This is a genomic window from Streptomyces sp. NPDC093260 (genome assembly GCF_040683715.1).
GTDB lineage: Bacteria > Actinomycetota > Actinomycetes > Streptomycetales > Streptomycetaceae > Streptomyces > Streptomyces sennicomposti.
The window spans coordinates 486,224-502,380 of record NZ_JBFBEK010000001.1 but is presented as its reverse complement, the minus strand read 5'-3'; the positions used below and the strand labels follow the sequence as shown (position 1 = coordinate 502,380).

18 protein-coding genes are annotated in these 16,157 nt (G+C 73.4%); 4 read left to right on the top strand and 14 right to left on the bottom strand.

The features are described 5' to 3' along the window. Positions 1 to 79 precede the first annotated feature (79 nt). Positions 80 to 625 carry a type 1 glutamine amidotransferase domain-containing protein gene (locus AB0N63_RS02020; RefSeq protein WP_365522772.1) on the top strand — a complete coding sequence of 182 codons (546 nt, stop codon included), beginning with the start codon at positions 80 to 82 and terminating at the stop codon, positions 623 to 625. Positions 626 to 755: 130 nt separating this feature from the next. Here AB0N63_RS02020 and AB0N63_RS02015 read toward each other — a convergent pair whose 3' ends face one another. Further along, the gene (locus AB0N63_RS02015; protein WP_365522769.1) at positions 756 to 1,037 is read right to left on the bottom strand and encodes a DUF6158 family protein; all 282 of its coding nucleotides are present in this window, start codon (positions 1,035 to 1,037) and stop codon (positions 756 to 758) included. A 57-nt stretch (positions 1,038 to 1,094) separates the two neighbouring features. Here AB0N63_RS02015 and AB0N63_RS02010 point away from each other — a divergent pair, with 57 nt between their 5' ends. Beyond that, positions 1,095 to 2,213: a Vms1/Ankzf1 family peptidyl-tRNA hydrolase gene (locus tag AB0N63_RS02010; protein WP_365522767.1), complete on the top strand. Its 1,119-nt coding sequence runs from the start codon at positions 1,095 to 1,097 to the stop codon at positions 2,211 to 2,213. Positions 2,214 to 2,453: 240 nt separating this feature from the next. Here AB0N63_RS02010 and AB0N63_RS02005 read toward each other — a convergent pair whose 3' ends face one another. Next, the gene (locus tag AB0N63_RS02005; protein ID WP_365522764.1) at positions 2,454 to 4,073 is read right to left on the bottom strand and encodes an ATP-binding cassette domain-containing protein; all 1,620 of its coding nucleotides are present in this window, start codon (positions 4,071 to 4,073) and stop codon (positions 2,454 to 2,456) included. 140 nt (positions 4,074 to 4,213) lie between these two features. On the opposite strand from AB0N63_RS02005, the gene AB0N63_RS02000 reads away from it, so the two are divergent. Together AB0N63_RS02000 and AB0N63_RS01995 are read left to right on the top strand one after the other, a co-directional pair. Then, the gene (locus AB0N63_RS02000; RefSeq protein WP_365522762.1) at positions 4,214 to 5,707 is read left to right on the top strand and encodes a phosphatase PAP2 family protein; all 1,494 of its coding nucleotides are present in this window, start codon (positions 4,214 to 4,216) and stop codon (positions 5,705 to 5,707) included. A gap of 158 nt (positions 5,708 to 5,865) precedes the next feature. Beyond that, positions 5,866 to 6,687, top strand: coding sequence for a class I SAM-dependent methyltransferase (locus tag AB0N63_RS01995; protein ID WP_365522759.1), 822 nt, complete (start codon positions 5,866 to 5,868; stop codon positions 6,685 to 6,687). A gap of 76 nt (positions 6,688 to 6,763) precedes the next feature. Here the strand turns inward: AB0N63_RS01995 and AB0N63_RS01990 are convergent, their stop codons facing one another. The 12 genes from AB0N63_RS01990 to AB0N63_RS01935 all read right to left on the bottom strand — a co-directional run bounded on the left by AB0N63_RS01990 (position 6,764) and on the right by AB0N63_RS01935 (position 16,120). Then, complete coding sequence (locus tag AB0N63_RS01990) at positions 6,764 to 7,045, bottom strand: gas vesicle protein K (RefSeq protein ID WP_365522756.1); 282 nt, start codon at positions 7,043 to 7,045, stop codon at positions 6,764 to 6,766. Beyond that, positions 7,042 to 7,245: a gas vesicle protein gene (locus AB0N63_RS01985; protein ID WP_365522753.1), complete on the bottom strand. Its 204-nt coding sequence runs from the start codon at positions 7,243 to 7,245 to the stop codon at positions 7,042 to 7,044. The genes AB0N63_RS01990 and AB0N63_RS01985 overlap by 4 nt, the downstream gene beginning before the upstream one ends. After that, positions 7,242 to 8,021 (bottom strand): GvpL/GvpF family gas vesicle protein, encoded by a 780-nt coding sequence (locus tag AB0N63_RS01980; RefSeq protein ID WP_365522750.1) that lies wholly within the window; start codon positions 8,019 to 8,021, stop codon positions 7,242 to 7,244. The genes AB0N63_RS01985 and AB0N63_RS01980 overlap by 4 nt, the downstream gene beginning before the upstream one ends. Continuing rightward, entirely contained in the window at positions 8,018 to 8,377 is a 360-nt protein-coding gene (locus tag AB0N63_RS01975; RefSeq protein WP_365522748.1) for a gas vesicle protein, read from the bottom strand. Before AB0N63_RS01975 ends, AB0N63_RS01980 begins: the two co-directional genes overlap by 4 nt. Then, on the bottom strand, positions 8,374 to 9,603 hold the full coding sequence (locus tag AB0N63_RS01970; RefSeq protein ID WP_365522745.1) for an SRPBCC family protein: 1,230 nt from the start codon (positions 9,601 to 9,603) through the stop codon (positions 8,374 to 8,376). Before AB0N63_RS01970 ends, AB0N63_RS01975 begins: the two co-directional genes overlap by 4 nt. Then, the gene (locus AB0N63_RS01965) at positions 9,600 to 10,337 is read right to left on the bottom strand and encodes a PE-PGRS family protein (protein ID WP_365522742.1); all 738 of its coding nucleotides are present in this window, start codon (positions 10,335 to 10,337) and stop codon (positions 9,600 to 9,602) included. The genes AB0N63_RS01970 and AB0N63_RS01965 overlap by 4 nt, the downstream gene beginning before the upstream one ends. Beyond that, positions 10,334 to 10,597 carry a gas vesicle protein GvpG gene (locus tag AB0N63_RS01960; RefSeq protein WP_009191485.1) on the bottom strand — a complete coding sequence of 88 codons (264 nt, stop codon included), beginning with the start codon at positions 10,595 to 10,597 and terminating at the stop codon, positions 10,334 to 10,336. Before AB0N63_RS01960 ends, AB0N63_RS01965 begins: the two co-directional genes overlap by 4 nt. Positions 10,598 to 10,601: 4 nt before the next feature. Beyond that, entirely contained in the window at positions 10,602 to 11,372 is a 771-nt protein-coding gene (locus AB0N63_RS01955) for a GvpL/GvpF family gas vesicle protein (RefSeq protein WP_365522738.1), read from the bottom strand. Further along, positions 11,369 to 11,800, bottom strand: a complete 432-nt coding sequence (locus AB0N63_RS01950) for a gas vesicle structural protein GvpA (protein WP_365522736.1) — start codon at positions 11,798 to 11,800, stop codon at positions 11,369 to 11,371. The genes AB0N63_RS01955 and AB0N63_RS01950 overlap by 4 nt, the downstream gene beginning before the upstream one ends. Positions 11,801 to 11,889: 89 nt before the next feature. Beyond that, positions 11,890 to 12,276 carry a gas vesicle protein gene (locus AB0N63_RS01945; RefSeq protein ID WP_365522734.1) on the bottom strand — a complete coding sequence of 129 codons (387 nt, stop codon included), beginning with the start codon at positions 12,274 to 12,276 and terminating at the stop codon, positions 11,890 to 11,892. Positions 12,277 to 12,428: 152 nt separating this feature from the next. Further along, complete coding sequence (locus tag AB0N63_RS01940; RefSeq protein ID WP_365522731.1) at positions 12,429 to 14,276, bottom strand: transketolase; 1,848 nt, start codon at positions 14,274 to 14,276, stop codon at positions 12,429 to 12,431. Then, on the bottom strand, positions 14,273 to 16,120 hold the full coding sequence (locus tag AB0N63_RS01935; RefSeq protein ID WP_365522729.1) for an NAD(P)/FAD-dependent oxidoreductase: 1,848 nt from the start codon (positions 16,118 to 16,120) through the stop codon (positions 14,273 to 14,275). The genes AB0N63_RS01940 and AB0N63_RS01935 overlap by 4 nt, the downstream gene beginning before the upstream one ends. Positions 16,121 to 16,157: the final 37 nt, after the last annotated feature.

The following is a 16,157-nucleotide window of genomic DNA, read 5'->3' as shown; positions in this document are numbered from 1 at the left end:
GACGGCGCCGACAGCACCGTACGAGCCGCCGGAGGGGCGAGGCGTCCCCCGGCGGATGACGAAAGGATTCTGAACGATCATGCGCATCGCATTTCTGACCGCACCCGAGGGCGTCGAGCAGGTGGAGCTGACCGAGCCCCGGAAGGCGGCCGAGGACGCCGGGCACGAGACCGTGCTGGTGTCCACGCAGTCCGGGGAGATCCAGGGGTTCGACCACCTGGACAAGGCGGACACGTTCCCCGTCGACGCGGTCGTCGGGGACGTCTCGGCCGACTCCTTCGACGGACTCGTCCTGCCGGGCGGGGTGGCCAACCCCGACTTCCTGCGCACCGACGAGAAGGCCGTCGCGTTCGTGAAGGACTTCTTCGACCAGGGGCGTCCGGTGGCCGCGATCTGCCACGCGCCGTGGACGCTGGTCGAGGCCGACGTCGTACGCGGCCGCACCCTCACCTCGTGGCCGAGCCTGCGCACCGACATCCGCAACGCGGGCGGCACCTGGGTGGACGAGCAGGTGAAGGTCTGCGACAACGGGCCGAACAAGCTGGTCACCAGCCGCAAGCCGGACGACCTGAAGGCGTTCTGCGAGACGTTCCTCGAGGTCTTCGCCCAGAGCGGCAAGGGCTGACCGGCCAACGGTCGTCCGCACAGCGGTCCTACGCGAGAGTGCCCGCCGGCGCGCCGCACCAAGCGCGCCGGCGGGCACAGCCGTGCGCCCACCGCCCCCGCTCCGAGCGGCCCCGTCAGCGCGGGCCCCGTCAGCCCTGGGGCGCCGCGGTCTCCCCGCAGCCCCCGCGCTCCCGGGCGCCCTCGCGGGTGCGGCCGGCGGCGACCGGCCGCCGCGGATTGCGGCGCAGGTACTCGCCCTCCAGCTGCGCCATCCGCTCGTTGTGGGCCCGCAGGGCGTCGTTCGAGGCGTACAGCAGGGTGTCGTGACGCGTGCGGTGGATCGTCTCCAGCTCCTTCATCAGCTGCTGGTCGTCCAGCCGGCCCGGGTCGACTCCGGTCATGGTGTTGCCCCGCTCGTCGTGTTCGTTCATGCGGTCCGGGTACCCGCCCGGCGTGCACTACCACCGAACGGCATCCGGGAGGGAGCCATGGATCTCGCCTTTCTGAATCCACTGTACGAACACCCGGGCCCCTGGGCCTCCGTGTACGTCGACACCTCCCGGCACACGGAGGACACCGCCCACGAACTGCACCTGACCGCCGAGGCGATGGCCCGCGAGCTGGCGCGGCAGGGCGCGGACGAGGACACCTGCCGGGCCGTGGCGAGCGCGATCGAGGACATGCGCCATTCGCCCGACCCGCACGGGCGGGCCCTGTTCGCGCAGGGCGGCCGGGTGGTCCTCGACCCGCGGCTGGCCCGCCCCCCGCTGGGCGACAGCTGGGCGGAGTGGGCGCCGCTGCCCCGGGTGGGACCGCTGCTGGAGCTGGCGGGCGAGGATCCGGTCGCGATCGTGGCGTACGTCGACCGCAAGGGCGCGGACTTCGAGCTGCGCAGCGCGCTGGGCCGGGAGCAGGCGGGCAAGGTGGTCGGCCGGCAGTGGCCCATCCACCGCACCAGCAGCGTCGACTGGTCGGAGCGGCACTTCCAGCTGAAGGTCGAGAACACCTGGGAGCACAACGCCGCGGAGATCGCCGACGCGCTCAGCGTCTGCCAGGAGGAGACCGGCGCGGACCTGCTGATCATGGTCGGTGACGACCGGGAGCGCAACGAGGTGCGCGGACGCCTTCCCAAGCGGCTGCGCGGCCAGGTGGTCGAGGCCGTGCACGGCACCGGTAGCCGACTGCTGGACGAGGACGTGGAACGGCTGCGGTCCGAACACGTACGGCAGCGGATCGACGAGGAGCTGGACCGCTTCCGGGCGGCCCGCAACCCCGACGACGAGGGGCGCTCCAGGGCCGTGGAGGGGGTGCCCGCGCTGGTCGAGGCGGCCCGCGAGCACCGGCTGGAGGAGCTGCTGATCAGCCCGGACGGGGCCGACGCCCGCCGCGAGGTGTGGATCGGCGAGGACCCGGACCAGGTGGCGGTGCGGCGGACGGATCTGGAGATCCTCGGTGAGCAGCACTCCTGGCCGGCGCGCGCCGACGACGCCCTGATCCGTTCCGCGGTCACCACGGACGCGGCGGCGCTGTCGCTGGCCCCGGCCGGCGGGTCGGCGGGCGAGGACGCCCCGGTCGGCGGCCTGGGCGCGATCCTGCGCTGGAAGTGAGACAGCGCTGGAAGTGAGACACCGCCGGGGCGCGCCGCCGCGGACACGTGACGGGGCCGAGCGGCGGGCGGCCGCCTGTCGACGACCCGGTCGAACAGCAGGCACGGCGCGCGGTCGGAGACGACCGCCCGCCACGCCACCGAGCGCGCCCCGCACCCCGGGCGCGCCTCCGTGCGGTCGCGAAGGGGCGCGCCGGGGCTCGACCCGTACTGCGACCTGGACGGCTTCCCGGTCACAGCACTAGCGTGCCCGTTCCACCCGGCGTTCGTCCCAGACCGGTTCCGGGGTCTCCCGGAGGCGGCCGTCCGTGCCGAAGACCAGGAAGCGGTCGAAGGAGCGGGCGAACCAGCGGTCGTGGGTGACCGCGAGGACGGTTCCCTCGAACGCCTCCAGGCCTTCCTGGAGGGCCTCGGCGGACTCCAGGTCGAGGTTGTCGGTGGGCTCGTCCAGCAGCAGGGCCGTCGCGCCCGCCAGTTCCAGCAGCAGGATCTGGAAGCGGGCCTGCTGGCCGCCGGAGAGCCGGTCGAAGGTCTGCTCGGCCTGGCCGGTCAGCTCGTAGCGGCGCAGCCGGGACATCGCGGCTCCGCGGTCCTGGGAGTGCTCCTGCCACAGGATGTCCAGCAGGGTGCGGCCCCGGAGTTCGGGGTGCGCGTGGGTCTGGGCGAAGTGCCCGGGCACCACCCGCGCCCCGAGTTTCCACGTGCCGGTGTGCGCCACGTCCTCGCCGGCCAGCAGCCGCAGGAAGTGGGACTTCCCGGAGCCGTTGGAGCCGAGGACGGCGACGCGTTCGCCGTAGAAGACCTCCAGGTCGAACGGCTTCATCAGGCCGGTCAGTTCCAGCCCGGCGCAGGTGACGGCGCGGACGCCGGTGCGGCCGCCCTTCAGGCGCATCCGGATGTCCTGCTCGCGGGGCGGCTCGGGCGGCGGGCCGGCCTCCTCGAACTTGCGCAGCCGGGTCTGGGCGGCCTGGTAGCGGGAGGCCAGCTCGTGGCTGACGGTGGCGGCCTGGCGGAGGTTCAGCACGAGTTTCTTCAGCTGCGCGTGCTTCTCGTCCCAGCGGCGGCGCAGTTCCTCGAAGCGGGCGAAGCGCTCGCGCCGGGCCTCGTGGTAGGTGTCGAAGCCGCCGCCGTGCACCCATGCGTCGGCGCCGGCCGGGCCGGGTTCGACGGAGACGATCTTCTCGGCGGCGCGGGCGAGGAGTTCGCGGTCGTGGGAGACGAAGAGGACCGTCTTGCGGGTCTCCTTCAGGCGCTCCTCCAGCCAGCGCTTGCCGGGCACGTCGAGGTAGTTGTCGGGCTCGTCGAGCAGCAGCACCTCGTCGGTGCCGCGCAGCAGCGCCTCCAGCACGAGCCGCTTCTGCTCGCCGCCGGACAGGGTGCGCACCTGCCGCCACTGCGCCTTGTCGTACGGGACGCCGAGCGCGGCCGTGGTGCACATGTCCCACAGCGTCTCGGCCTCGTAGCCGCGCGCCTCGGCCCAGTCGGCGAGGGCCTGCGCGTACTGGAGCTGCGCGGCCTCGTCGTCGGTGGTCACGAGGGCGTGCTCGGCCGCGTCCACGGCCCGCGCGGCCTCCCGGACGCGCGGCGGGGAGACCGACACGAGCAGGTCGCGCACGGTCGTCTCGTCGCGGACGGAGCCCACGAACTGCCGCATCACGCCGAGGCCGCCGCTGACGGTCACGGTGCCGCCGTGCGGTTTGAGTTCGCCGGAGATGATGCGGAGCAAGGTCGTCTTGCCGGCGCCGTTGGGGCCGACGAGGGCGACCGCTGCGCCCTCCCCCACCCGGAAGGACACATCGCCGAGGAGCACCCTTCCGTCGGGCAGGCAGTATTCGAGGTGCGCGGCTTCCAGATGTCCCATGGCCAGGCATTCTGGTGGCCACGGCGCACTCCGGGCAAACGCATATCCAGGACCGGGCCCTCCACCCCGCGGCGCCCGGACGGCGCCTGGTCGACCCGGTGGTGGACAAGAAACGGCCGGTTGCGGGTAGCGGTGGCTGTATGAGCCCTGACGTCGACCTCACCGTCCCGAAGACCGGCGCCCACAGCGCCCTGAAGCGGCTGCTCGCCCTGGACTGCCGGCTGTTCCAGGTGGCGGCCGAGCGTCACTGGCCCGGCGCCGAGCCCGTGCTGCCGCGCCTGAGCCGCAGCGCCAACCACGGTGTGCTGTGGTTCGCCGCGGCCGCCGGGATCGCGGCGAGCCGCACCCCGCGCGCCCGCCGCGCCGCGACCCGGGGCCTGGCCTCGCTCACCCTGGCCTCCCTCACCATCAACACCCTCGGCAAGCGCTCGGTGCGCCGCGCGCGCCCCGCGCTCGACCAGGTGCCGGTAGTGCGCCGGCTCGGGCGGCAGCCCATCACCACCTCCTTCCCGTCCGGGCACGCGGCCTCCGCCGCCGCCTTCGCGGCCGGCGTCGCCCTGGAGTCCCCGGCGTGGGGCGCGGCGGTGGCCCCGGTGGCCGCCTCGGTGGCGCTGTCCCGCGTGTACACCGGCGTCCACTTCCCGAGCGACGTCCTGGCGGGTGCGGCGCTCGGGGTGGGCGCCGCGTTCGCCGTGCGGGCGCTGGTGCCCACGCGGGCCGGCAGCGCCCCGCCGGCCCGGCCGCGGGCCGACGTTCCGGCGCTGCCCGAGGGCGAGGGCCTGGTGCTGGTGGCCAACACCGCCTCCGGCACCGCGGACCGCGCCCGGGCGCTGCGTGACGCGCTGCCGAAGGCGGAGATCGTCGAGAGCGCGCCGGACGACGTGGCCGCCGAGCTGGAGAAGGCTGCGGCCCGGGCCCGGGTGCTCGGGGTGTGCGGCGGCGACGGCACCGTGAACACCGCCGCCGAGGCGGCCATGCGGCACGGCCTGCCGCTCGCGGTGCTGCCCGGCGGCACGCTCAACCACTTCGCCTACGACCTCGGTGTGGAGGACGCGCGGGACCTGGCCCGGGCCGTCGAGCAGGGCGACGGCGTACGGGTGGATGTGGGCCGCTTCGGCTCGGGCCGCAAGCGGGGCGTCTTCCTCAACACCTTCAGCCTGGGGGTGTATCCGGAGCTGGTGCGGGAGCGGGAGCGCTGGTCGGAGCGGATCGGCGGCTGGCCGGCCGGGGTGCTGGCGGCGCTGCGGGTGCTGCGCGCCGACCGTCATCCGCTGCAGGCGGAGTTCCAGGGGGAGTGCCGCCCGCTGTGGCTGCTGTTCGCGGGCAACGGCACGTACCACCGCATGGGTCTGGCCCCGGGGCGGCGGCTGGACCTCGCGGACGGGGTGCTCGACGTGCGGGTGGTGCACGGCGGCCGCAGACCGGCGCTGCGGCTGCTGTCCGCGGCGATCGCGGGCCCGCTGACCCGCTCCCCCGCCCACGCGGCGGTCCAGGTGCGCCGGCTGCACCTGACCGGCGTCGCCCCCGGCACGCTCCTCGCCTACGACGGCGAGGTCACGGAGGTGGACGACGAGGTGTGGCTGGAGAAGCTGCCCGAGGCGCTGACGGTGTACCGGCCGCTGCCCCGCCACTGAGCGGTCTCTCCCCCACCCCCGCCGATCGGGACCTGACCCAGCGTCAGTCCATATGACGATACGCCTGTCTCATTATTCGGCATTCGGGCGTACCGTGGATCTCACCGCCCCCGGGCCACCGACGCCCGCGGGGCCAGGTGACGAGAAGGGGTACCGCCATGCCGAAGCAGCACGAGACGGCCGTCTACACGCACGGGCACCACGAGTCCGTGCTGCGTTCGCACACCTGGCGCACCGCCGCCAACTCGGCGGCCTACCTGCTCGGTTCGCTCAAGCCCCATATGAAGGTCCTGGACATCGGCTGCGGGCCCGGCACCATCACCGCCGACCTGGCGGAGCTGGTGCCGGACGGACACGTCACCGGCGTGGACCGGGCGCCGGGCGTGCTGGCGCAGGCACGGGCCACCGCCTCCGAACGGGGCCTGGAGAACGTGGACTTCGCGGTGGCCGACGTGCACGCCCTGGACTGGCCGGACGACACGTTCTGCGTCGTCCACGCCCACCAGGTGCTCCAGCACGTGGGCGACCCGGTGCAGGCGCTGCGCGAGATGCGGCGGGTGACGAAGCCCGGCGGATACGTCGCCGTCCGGGACGCCGACTACGCGGCGATGACCTGGTACCCGGAGGTAGCGGGGCTGGACGACTGGCTGGACCTGTACGAGCGGGTGGCGCGCGCCAACGGCGGTGAGCCCGACGCCGGGCGCCGGCTGCGTTCCTGGGCGCTGGCGGCCGGGTTCACGGACGTCACCGCCTCCTCCAGCACCTGGACGTACGCGACGCCCGAGGAACGTCAGTGGTGGAGCGGGCTGTGGGCCGACCGCACGCTGGCCTCCGCCTACGCCGAGCGCGCCACGGGCGGCGGACATGCCACCGAGGACCAGTTGCGGGCGGTGTCCGGGGCGTGGCGCGAGTGGGGGCGGCGGGAGGACGGCTGGTTCGCCGTCCTGCACGGCGAGATCCTCTGCCGCAAGGAAGCCTGAACCCGGAGGGGAGCCTGAGCCCGGCCGCGGACCCGGCCGGCCCCCGCCCCACGGGTCCCGAGGGGCGGGGGCCGGTTCAGTTCCGGGGCAGCAGGGGGCCCAGCGGGCCGAGGTCCAGGTTGAGGTCCTCGGGCCGCAGCCCGTAGCGGTCCCGCAGTTCGGCCATGCGGTCCTCCAGCAGCATCAGCGTCAGGCCGATGCGCTCCTCCTGCTCCTCGGTCAGGTCCCCCTCGTCGAACCGGCGCAGCGCCTGCCGCTCCATGAGCTGGCGCAGCAACTCCACGACGGTCAGGACGAGTTTGACCAGATCGCGCTCGACCGTGTCCGGTTCCAGTTCCACTCGCCTGCGCGGGGTCACGGCGCCTCCTCGGCGGCTCCGGCTTCGAAGGGGGACGGCACCTTGGCGTTCACGGAGCTGATCAGCGCGTTGAGGTCGATGCGGACCAGGTCCACGTCCGCGATGCGCAGGGTGACGTCCCCGGTGATGACGACCCCGCCGGCCAGCAGCCGGTCCAGCAGGTCGACCAGGGCGATCTCACGGCGCTCCACGACCGTCATGCCCGCTCCTCCCCCGGCAGTTCGCCCGCGAAGGAGTACGCCGCCCAGGGCCCGGTGAGTTCGACGCGCAGCCCGGGCGCGTCGTCCTTGGTGCGGTCCACGAGTTCCACGAACTCCTCGGACCGGTCGCGCGGCACCAGGTAGGCGGCGTTGAGGACGTTGCGGCCGGCGGCGCCGGAGAGCGTGGCGTTCTGGGGCGCGTGCAGCCGGGAGTCCTCGGCGAACGCGGCGAGCTTCTCGTGCAGGACGGTCGCGAAGGTCTCGGCCCGCTGCCACAGGTCCTCGCTCGCCCGGGTCTGCTGCCTGCGCTGCCGCAGGTAGTCGCGGCCGGAGGCGGCCTTCGGCGCGGGCCGCCCGGCGGCCCCGCTCTCCTGCTCCTCGGACTCGAGGTAGACCTTGACCCCCCATTCCACCCGCCCCGACAGCCGGTCCAGGGTCCGCAGGAAGTGCTCCTCGCGGGACTCGATCATGGAGCGCACCCCGCTGTCGTCCCGGAAGACGGTCGCCAGCCGCAGCGGCAGCGGGGTGGTGACGACGGTGAGCGCGTCGATCACGCCCTGGTGGGCGCGGGCGGTCGCGGCGAGCCAGTCCAGGTCCTCCAGATGGGCCCGCAGCGCGTCCTCGGTGAAGTCCTGTTCGGGGACCTCGCTGACGACGGCGACCAGGCCGTGGTGGTGCAGCGGCTTGGCCGGGGCGCCGGCCACTCCGGTCAACTGCGCCTGCAGAGGCGCCTCCAGGGGGCGGCAGATGGCGTAGACGTACCGCAGTCCGCTCATGGTGCCTCCTTCGGGAGCGTACGTCCGGTGCGCTCGGCGCCCTTCTCCAGGCCGAGTTCCTCCAGCCGAGCCAGGCGTTCGCGCAACTCGGCGTTCTCCCGGGCGAGTTCGTCGCGCCGGGCCCGGGAGGAGAGCGCCGGGTCGCTCTCCCACCAGTCGATGCCCATCTCCTTGGCCTTGTCGACCGAGGCGACGACGAGCCGGAGCTTGATCGTGAGGAGTTCGATGTCGAGCAGGTTGATGCGGATGTCGCCGGCGATGACGACACCCTTGTCGAGCACCCGTTCAAGGATGTCGGCGAGGTTGGCGCCGCTGCTCGGGCCGTAGGCGTCGGGCAGTCGGCTCGGCGTCGTCATCGACGGCTCCCACCCTCGGAGTACTCGTGCTCCTCCTGCTGCTCCTCCTCGGGCTCCTCCTCGGGCTCCTCATCCTCGAGTTCGCCCTCGGTCTCGTCCTCGGCTTCGTCCTCGGGCTCGTCCTCGGTCTCCTCGCCGGGCTCCTCCTCGTAGTCGCCGTCCTCCTCCTCGGCGTAGGCGCCTTCCTCCTCGTCCTCGGCGTACGGCTCCTCGTCCTCGTCCTCGTAGCCCTCTTCGTCCTCCGCCTCGGGCTGTTCGTCCTCGGCGGCGGCCTCGCCGGACTCCTCGTCCTCCTCGGGCTCCTCGGGCTCCTCGCCCTCCTCCGACTGCTGGGCCTCCTCCTCTTCCTCCGCCACCGCGTCCTCGTGGCTGCGGACGACCTCGCCGTCGCGGATCTCGCCGCGCCAGCCGTCCTCCGCCTCCCCCTTGAGGGTGATGAAGCGGGCGAAGTTCTTCAGATCGAGCCGGACCCGGCGGCCCTGGGCACGCCAGATGTTGCCTGTCTTCTCGAAGAGGCCGCTCGGGTAGTACTCGATGACCAGCAGGACGCGGGTGAGGTTCTCCTCCAGCTCGTGGAAGGAGACCACGCCCTTGGTGGTGCCCTTGGCGCCCTCCGAGGTCCACTGGATGCGGTAGTCGGGGATCTGCTCGGTCGTCTTCCCCTTCCAGCTGCGGCTGGACCACCAGATCTTCGCCTGCCAGTCGGAGGTGGTGTCGTCGGCGCGGCTGGCGCTCTTGACGCCCTTGGCGAAGGTGCTGAAGTCCTGGAACTGGGTCCACTGGTCGTAGGCGGTGCGCTGGGGCACGCCCACGTCGACGGACTCGATGATGACGGTGGGCTTGTTGCCCCCGCCGCGCCTGCTCTTGCCCTTGCCCTTGCCCCCGAGGTTCTTGAACGCGCCCACGACGCTGTCCTTGGCGTGGGAGACGCCGACCTCCAGGGCCGAGCGCAGCGGGCCCTTGCCCTCGGCGAGCTTGCGTCCGCCTTCGAGGGCCATCTTGGCGAAGCCGGGGCTGTTGCCCTCGGCGATGTCGTTGAGCTTGCCGGTGGTCTCGCCGAGTTTGCGGCCGAAGCCGGCCAGCAGCCGTTCGGCCTGCGCGGACAGGTACTCCTGAGCCTCCGCCTTGAGCCGGTCGGCGGCCTCGCTGTGCGCCAGAGCGGACAGCGGGCTGTCCTTGGCCGCCTTGTCCGCGGCCGACTTCGCGGTTCCGAGGGCCTCGGTCATCGGTCACCACCGCCCTTCGGCGACCGGGTCCGGGCGGCGCGCTGGGCGCCGCCGGACGCGGCCGTCTTCTTCGCGGCCGGCTGGCCGGCCGCCGTCTTCTTCGCCGCCGCCTTCTTGGCGGGGGCCTTCTTCGCCGCCTTCTTCGCGGTCTTGGCCGGCGCGGCGGCCCGGTCCGGGTGGGCCGCGCGCTTGGCGGGCGGCGCCTTCTTCGCGGGCGCCTTGGCGGCCGCCTTGCGGGCCTGACCGCCCGCGCGCCGTCCGGAGCCGTCCGCGGACTCCTCCTCCTCGTCCGAGTCCTCCGAGTCCGCTTCGGCCTCGCGGCCCTCGCGGTCGTCGTACTCGTCGTCGTAGCCGTCCTCGGCGCCGTCGCCGTCCTTCTTGCCGGCGGGCCCCTTCTTCCCGCCGCCGTCGGGCACGACGCCGGCCAGTTCGTCGCGGACCTTCGCCGTACGGCCCTGGAGCCGGTCGGCGAGGGCGCTCATCTGCCGCTCGACCATCGCCCCGGAGGCGGCCTTGCCGACGCCCCTCATGTCCTGGCGCAGCTGGTCCCCGATCTCCTTGAACTGGGGGTTGTCCTTGAGCTGTTTACCCACCAGCTCGGCCACTCCGCGCGGGGTGAGGTTCAGTTTCTTGCCCGCGACCAGACTGCCGACGGCGACGGCCATCTTCAGTTTCTTCGTACGCCCCAGCAGATAGCCGGCCCCTACCGCGAGGCCGATTGCCGTTCGGTTCATCGTGCTGTCCCCTCACCCGTCCCCGGACCGCCGTTCATGCCGATCTCCAGCCGGTCCAGCAGTTCGTCCTCCTGGCGGTCGAATTCCTCCTCGGTGATCTCGCCCGCTTCCAACCGCTCTTCCAGCTGCGCCAGTTCGGCCCGCACGGTGGCGGGGTCGTAGTAGATCCGCTCCGCCTCGTGCAGCACCTGTCTGATCGCCCAGGCGCCACCGCGCGCCGGAGCGAGCGGCAGCAGCAGCACCTCCGAGATCAGTCCCATGGCCTTACTCCGATCCCGCGTCGGCTCCCGCCGCGGTGCCCGCCGGTTCCGCCGGGCCGGGCTCGACGAAGCTGTAGGGCGGCAGCGGCCCGTTGACGCGCAGTTCGAGATGCGGCAGGTCCTGGCGGGCCCGCTCGGCGGCTTCCAGGAAGCGGGCCGCTGTGTCACGGTCGACCAGGAAGGAGGCGTTGAGCAGCCAGCCGGTGGACTCGGGGCCCTGGCTGACCGCGGCGGCCTGCGCCTCCACGGCCTGGATCACCTGGGCCGCGTCGTCGGCCTCGCGCGCCTTGACGGCGGCGGCGACCATCTCGCCCAGCTTGATCTTGTCTTCGTAACTTCCGCCGCCCGCTTGCCGGTTGGCCTCGGCCTGCGCCCGGATCTCCGGGTTCTCCGACATCACGCGGTGCAGCACGGCGTCCTCGACGTGACTGGCCTTGATGTTGTACTCGACCTTGCCGTCCAGCGCCCGCAGCCGCTCGGCGTAGTGCTCGGCCCGCTCGGTGAGCACACCGGTGACGGCCTCGTCGTCCGGGGCGACGCTGCCGAACCGCATGGGCAGCACACACCCGGCCGCGCCGGCCTCGCTGAGCACGTTCTGGTGGGCGAGCAGGTCCTTGCGCTTGGGCCGCAGCCCTTCGGGCGCGTCGCTGACCACGGCCGCGAGGTCGCCGGCCGTCAGCACCCGCACCGGCCGGGGCGGCTCGCCGACCCCGGTCGTGCCCTCCGGCAGCGCCGGGTGCGCGGCGGACGTGATCCCGTAGACGTAGGTGCTCACTCCTGCTCCTCCTTCCTGCGGGACGCGGTCGCCTTACGGGTGCGCGGACGGGACTCGGTCTCGCCCGAGCCCTCCGAGCGGGCCTGCTTGAAGGCGTCGGACACGGTCTGCGCGGCGCCGGACAGCGCTCCCTTGGACTTGCCGCGGGCGCCGGACTCGGTGACCTCGCCGACGATCTCCGGCAGACCGGGGCTCTTGCGCGGGCCGGCCTCCAGGTCGAGCCGGTTGCAGGCCTCGGCGAAACGCAGATACGTGTCGACGCTGGCGACGACGACGCGCACGTCGATCTTCAGGATCTCGATGCCTACCAGGGACACCCGCACGAACGCGTCGATCACCAGCCCCCTGTCGAGGACGAGTTCCAGTACGTCGTAGAGGCCGCTGCTGCCGCCTCCGCCGCCGGACGTCTGTGCCGGGACTACGGTCATGCCGACCGTGCCTCCTTGTCTGTGAGTGGAAGTGTGGTGAGAGAGAACGCCGTCGCGTACGCGGGGCCGCGCCGGCGCCCGCGGACGGCCTACTGGCCTCCGGAGCGCCGACCGTCGGCGCGGCCGCGCTCGTAGCGCCGCAGCCGGCGGTAGCCGGTGAGCATTCCCTCGGCGTCGAGTTCGACCAGGTAGCTCGCCATCAGGCTCATCGTGTCGGGTACCCGCTCGAGTTCGAGGACCTCGACCTCCAGCGACCAGCCGTCGTCCGTCCGCTCGAAGGAGGTGACGGACTCCGCGGTCACTCCGGCGAGTTCCGCCAGTTGGGCGCGGGCCTCGCGCAACAACTGGACGGGGCTCATCCGATGGGCCGGCGCGCTCCCGCGGTTCCCGCTGTCTTCGTTTTCGGTGTGTGACTCCTGCGATTTCTGTGACTTGTGTGAGTCTTGTGACTCGGATGCGTGGTTCGTGTTCGACATGGCCACCTCTCCTCCTGCGGGTGGCCGCTGAACCCCGGGCCAAACCTTCACCGGCACACACATCCCCGCGCACCGGCGGCCGTTTCCGGTCCGCCGGTGCTCACATGTCCCCGGTCAGCGGCGGGGGTCGCGCTGTGTGTACGGCGTGTCGCTCACCGCACCACCGCCTCCTCCACCAGCAGCCGGGCGGAGGCGGCGATGGACTCGGCGTCGATGCCGGCGGCGTGCAACTGCTCTTCGGGCGAGGCCGAGCCGGGCATCGTGCGGACGGCGAGGCGGACCAGGCGCGGGGTGGGGCGGCCGTCCAGGAAGGCCTCGCAGACGGCGTCGCCGAGGCCGCCCTCCGCGCGGTGGTCCTCCACGGTGAGCAGGCAGCCGGTCTCCTCGGCGGCGCGGCGCAGCGTGGTCCGGTCGACGGGCTTGACGGAGTACAGGTCGATCACCCGGACCGGGATGCCCTCGTCGTGCAGGGCGTCGGCGGCCTTCAGCGCCTCGTGCAGGGTGACGCCCGCGGCGACGATCGTCAGCCGGTCGCCGTCGGAGGCGCGCAGCACCTTGCTGCCGCCGACGGGGAACTCCTCGTCCGGCCCGTAGATGACCGGGCTCTCCCCGCGCGAGGTGCGCAGATAGCGGATGCCGTCGAGGTCGGCCATGGCCGCGACGAGCTTGGCGGCCTGGTTGGCGTCGCTCGGGTACAGCACGGTCGAGCCGTGGATCGCCCGCATCATCGACAGGTCCTCCAGGCCCATCTGGCTGGGTCCGTCCTGGCCGATGGAGACGCCCGCGTGGGAGCCGTTGAGGTTGATGCCGGAGCCGCTGACGGACGCCATGCGCACGAAGTCGTACGCCCGGGTGAGGAACGCCGCGAACGTGGAGGCGTACGGCACCCAACCGCGCCGGGCCATGCCGACCGCCGTCGCGACCATCTGCTGTTCGGCGATGTAGCACTCGAAGTAGCGCTCGGGATGCTCCTTGGCGAAGAACTCCGAGCGGGTGGAGTCGCCGACCTCGCCGTCCAGGGCCACCACGTCGCCGCGGGCGGTGCCGAGCGCGGCGAGCGCCTTGCCGTAGGCGTCGCGGGTGGCGACCTGTTCGCCCTTGTCCCAGCGGGGCAGTTCGAGGCCGTCGCGCCCGGCGGTGCGCGGCGCCCGGGTCTCCGGCGGCTCGTGGACGTGGACCCGGAGGTCGCGGACGCCGCCGAGCTCCTCGATCGCCTCGTCGGCGTCCTTGAGGGGCTTGCCGTGCAGTCCCTCGCGGTCCTCGGTGTCCCTGACGCCCTTGCCCTTGAGGGTGCGGGCGATGATCGCGACGGGCTGGCCGGTGGTCGAGACCGCCTCGCCGTAGGCGCGGTCGATCGCGTCCACGTCATGGCCCTCGATCTCGATGGTGTGCCAGTCGAAGGCGCGGAAGCGGCGGGCGTAGGCGTCCAGGTCGTGGCCGTGCCGGGTGGCGCCGCGCTGGCCGAGCCGGTTGACGTCGACGATCACGGTCAGGTTGTCCAGGTGCTCGTACCCGGCGTGCTCGGCGGCCTCCCAGATGGAACCCTCGGCCAGCTCGCTGTCGCCGCACAGCACCCACACCCGGTAGTCGGCGTGGTCCAGGCGCTTGCCGGCCAGCGCCATGCCGACGCCGATGGGCAGCCCCTGACCGAGGGAGCCGGTGGCGGTCTCCACCCACGGCAGCCGCTGCGGCGTGGGGTGCCCCTCCAGGCGGCTGCCGAGCTTGCGGAAGGTGAGCAGTTCCTCGTCGTCGATGGCGCCGGCCGCCTTGTAGGCGGAGTACAGCAGCGGGGAGGCGTGCCCCTTGGACAGCACGAAGCGGTCGTTGCCGGGATGGTCGGGCCGGTCGAAGTCGTAACGGAGGTGGTTGGCCAGCAGGACGGCCATCAGGTCGGCGGCCGACATCGAGGACGTCGGGTGCCCGGACCCCGCCTCGGCGGCCGCCCTCACGCTGTCCACCCTCAACTGCTGTCCCAGCTCGACGAGTTCGTCGCTGTTCATGAGTCTCCTTCCATGGGAATGTCGGTACGCCTGACGGGCCCGGGGGCGGCTCCGTGACCGGGTGGGGGGCCGGGAGAGGGGCCGCGTCCGCTGTCCGGCGTGGCGCTTCCGCGGCCCGCGCGCCGTTCTCCGGCGGGGCCGCCGGGGGCCTGGCCCTCGGCCGGCTCGTCGCCCGGACCGCTCCGGGCCGGCTGTCCGCGGGAACCGCCGCGCGCGGCGCCGGGGCCCGGCTGCGCCTTCGCCTGCCGGGCGGCCGACCGGTTCCGGCCGGCCCCGCCACCGCGCCGGTTCCGCCGCGGCCCGGCACCCGGGCGGCCCGGGGTGGACTGCTCGCGCGGCACGTTCCGTGCGGGGTGCGGGGGTGGTTCCGCGCCGGCCAGCTGGGCCTTCTCCGTGTTGTCGATGATCTCGGTGATCGGCACACCGCCGGTGCCACCGGACTCGTCAGCACCAGGGGCGGAGGCGTCCGCGCCCTCACCCGGGCCGCCCCGCCTCTCACCGGACCCGCCCGAATACTCCGACTCCGTCTCGCGGAGCGGCCCGCCCGGGACGCGGGCCAGTTCCGGGGTCGCCGATTCCAGCGGCACCGACCAGGACCGTACGAGGCCCAACTGGACGGCCTGGCGCGGCAGTACCGCGTTCAGAAGCCAGTCCGCGGCCACCCGCACCCGGTTGCCCGGCATCGCCGCGAGATGGTAGCCGCGGGTGACCGCACCGGCCGCGAGGCCCGACAGCGGGACGCCCAGCGGATTCGCGGCGGCCCGCGCCCCGCCGAGGTCCACCACGAACCCGAGGTCGCGATGGCGGTAGGGCCGGGGCGTCCCGGCACCGAGCGAGGCGGCGACGTTGACGGCGGCGGTCCTGCCCTGCCGCCAGGCGTGCTGCGCGGTCATCGGCGTGAACCGGCCGGGACGGTCGAGGTCCGGCACCGCCGCCGCGTCCCCGCACGCGAACACCTCCGGCCGCCCTGGCACCTGGAGGAACGGGTCCACGACCAGCCGCCCCCGCTCCAGCGGTTCCCCCACGCTCTCCACCAGCGGATCGGGCCGTACGCCCACGCACCACACGAGCGTGCGGGTCGGCACGAACTCGCCGTCCGTGAGCACCACCCCCTCGTGCGTCGCCTCTCGCACGGAGATGCCCGTGCGCACGTCGACGCCCCGCTCCCGCAGCACCCGGCCGGCGGTGCGCGAGAGCCGTTCGTCCAGCTCGGGCAGCACGCGCGGCGCGGTGTCCAGGAGCAGCCAGCGCGGCCGCAGGCCCTGCCGCAGCGGATGCCGGCGCACCTGCGCGTCGGTGTACGTCTTGCCCTGCGCGGCGACCTCGGTGCCGGTGTAACCGGCGCCCACCACGACGAACGTGCAGCGCGCCGCACATTCCTCCCGGTCCCCGGCCGCCGCGGCGAGCTCCACCTGCCGGGTCACGTGGTCGCGCAGGTACAGCGCCTCGGGCAGCCCGCGGAAGCCGTGCGCGTGCTCGGCTACGCCGGGAATCGGCAGCAGCTTGTTGACGCTGCCGACCGCCAGCACCAGCCGGTCGTACGCCAGCGTGCCGGCGCGTCCCTCGGGGCCGGTGTAGTGCACGGTGCGCGCGTCCATGTCGATGCCGTCGGCCTCGCCGAGGACGAGCCGCACCCGGGGCAGCGTCCCGGACAGGGAGACGGTGACCCGGCGCGGTTCCAGGACGCCGGCGGCGACCTGGGGCAGCAGCGGCAGGTACAGGAAGTAGTCGGTCGGGTTGAGCAGGGTGATCTCGGCCTTGCCCCGGGACATCCGGGACAGGGTCCGGGCCGCCCGGTATCCGGCGAAGCCGGCACCGACGATCAGGATGCGGGGTCGCCCCACGGTTGGCCTCCGGCGCAGTCGTGCCTGGTGCGGAACC

Bases quoted from the DNA above. Each gene is read 5' to 3' on its own strand.
- AB0N63_RS01940 (WP_365522731.1), bottom strand. From the start codon at position 14,276: ATGAACAGCGACGAACTCGTCGAGCTGGGACAGCAGTTGAGGGTGGAC.
- AB0N63_RS01975 (WP_365522748.1), bottom strand. From the start codon at position 8,377: ATGACGACGCCGAGCCGACTGCCCGACGCCTACGGCCCGAGCAGCGGC.
- AB0N63_RS01945 (WP_365522734.1), bottom strand. From the start codon at position 12,276: ATGTCGAACACGAACCACGCATCCGAGTCACAAGACTCACACAAGTCA.
- AB0N63_RS02020 (WP_365522772.1), top strand. From the start codon at position 80: ATGCGCATCGCATTTCTGACCGCACCCGAGGGCGTCGAGCAGGTGGAG.
- AB0N63_RS02015 (WP_365522769.1), bottom strand. From the start codon at position 1,037: ATGAACGAACACGACGAGCGGGGCAACACCATGACCGGAGTCGACCCG.
- AB0N63_RS01985 (WP_365522753.1), bottom strand. From the start codon at position 7,245: ATGACGGTCGTGGAGCGCCGTGAGATCGCCCTGGTCGACCTGCTGGAC.
- AB0N63_RS01965 (WP_365522742.1), bottom strand. From the start codon at position 10,337: ATGAACCGAACGGCAATCGGCCTCGCGGTAGGGGCCGGCTATCTGCTG.
- AB0N63_RS02010 (WP_365522767.1), top strand. From the start codon at position 1,095: ATGGATCTCGCCTTTCTGAATCCACTGTACGAACACCCGGGCCCCTGG.
- AB0N63_RS01980 (WP_365522750.1), bottom strand. From the start codon at position 8,021: ATGAGCGGACTGCGGTACGTCTACGCCATCTGCCGCCCCCTGGAGGCG.
- AB0N63_RS01950 (WP_365522736.1), bottom strand. From the start codon at position 11,800: ATGACCGTAGTCCCGGCACAGACGTCCGGCGGCGGAGGCGGCAGCAGC.
- AB0N63_RS02005 (WP_365522764.1), bottom strand. From the start codon at position 4,073: ATGGGACATCTGGAAGCCGCGCACCTCGAATACTGCCTGCCCGACGGA.
- AB0N63_RS01960 (WP_009191485.1), bottom strand. From the start codon at position 10,597: ATGGGACTGATCTCGGAGGTGCTGCTGCTGCCGCTCGCTCCGGCGCGC.
- AB0N63_RS01995 (WP_365522759.1), top strand. From the start codon at position 5,866: ATGCCGAAGCAGCACGAGACGGCCGTCTACACGCACGGGCACCACGAG.
- AB0N63_RS02000 (WP_365522762.1), top strand. From the start codon at position 4,214: ATGAGCCCTGACGTCGACCTCACCGTCCCGAAGACCGGCGCCCACAGC.
- AB0N63_RS01970 (WP_365522745.1), bottom strand. From the start codon at position 9,603: ATGACCGAGGCCCTCGGAACCGCGAAGTCGGCCGCGGACAAGGCGGCC.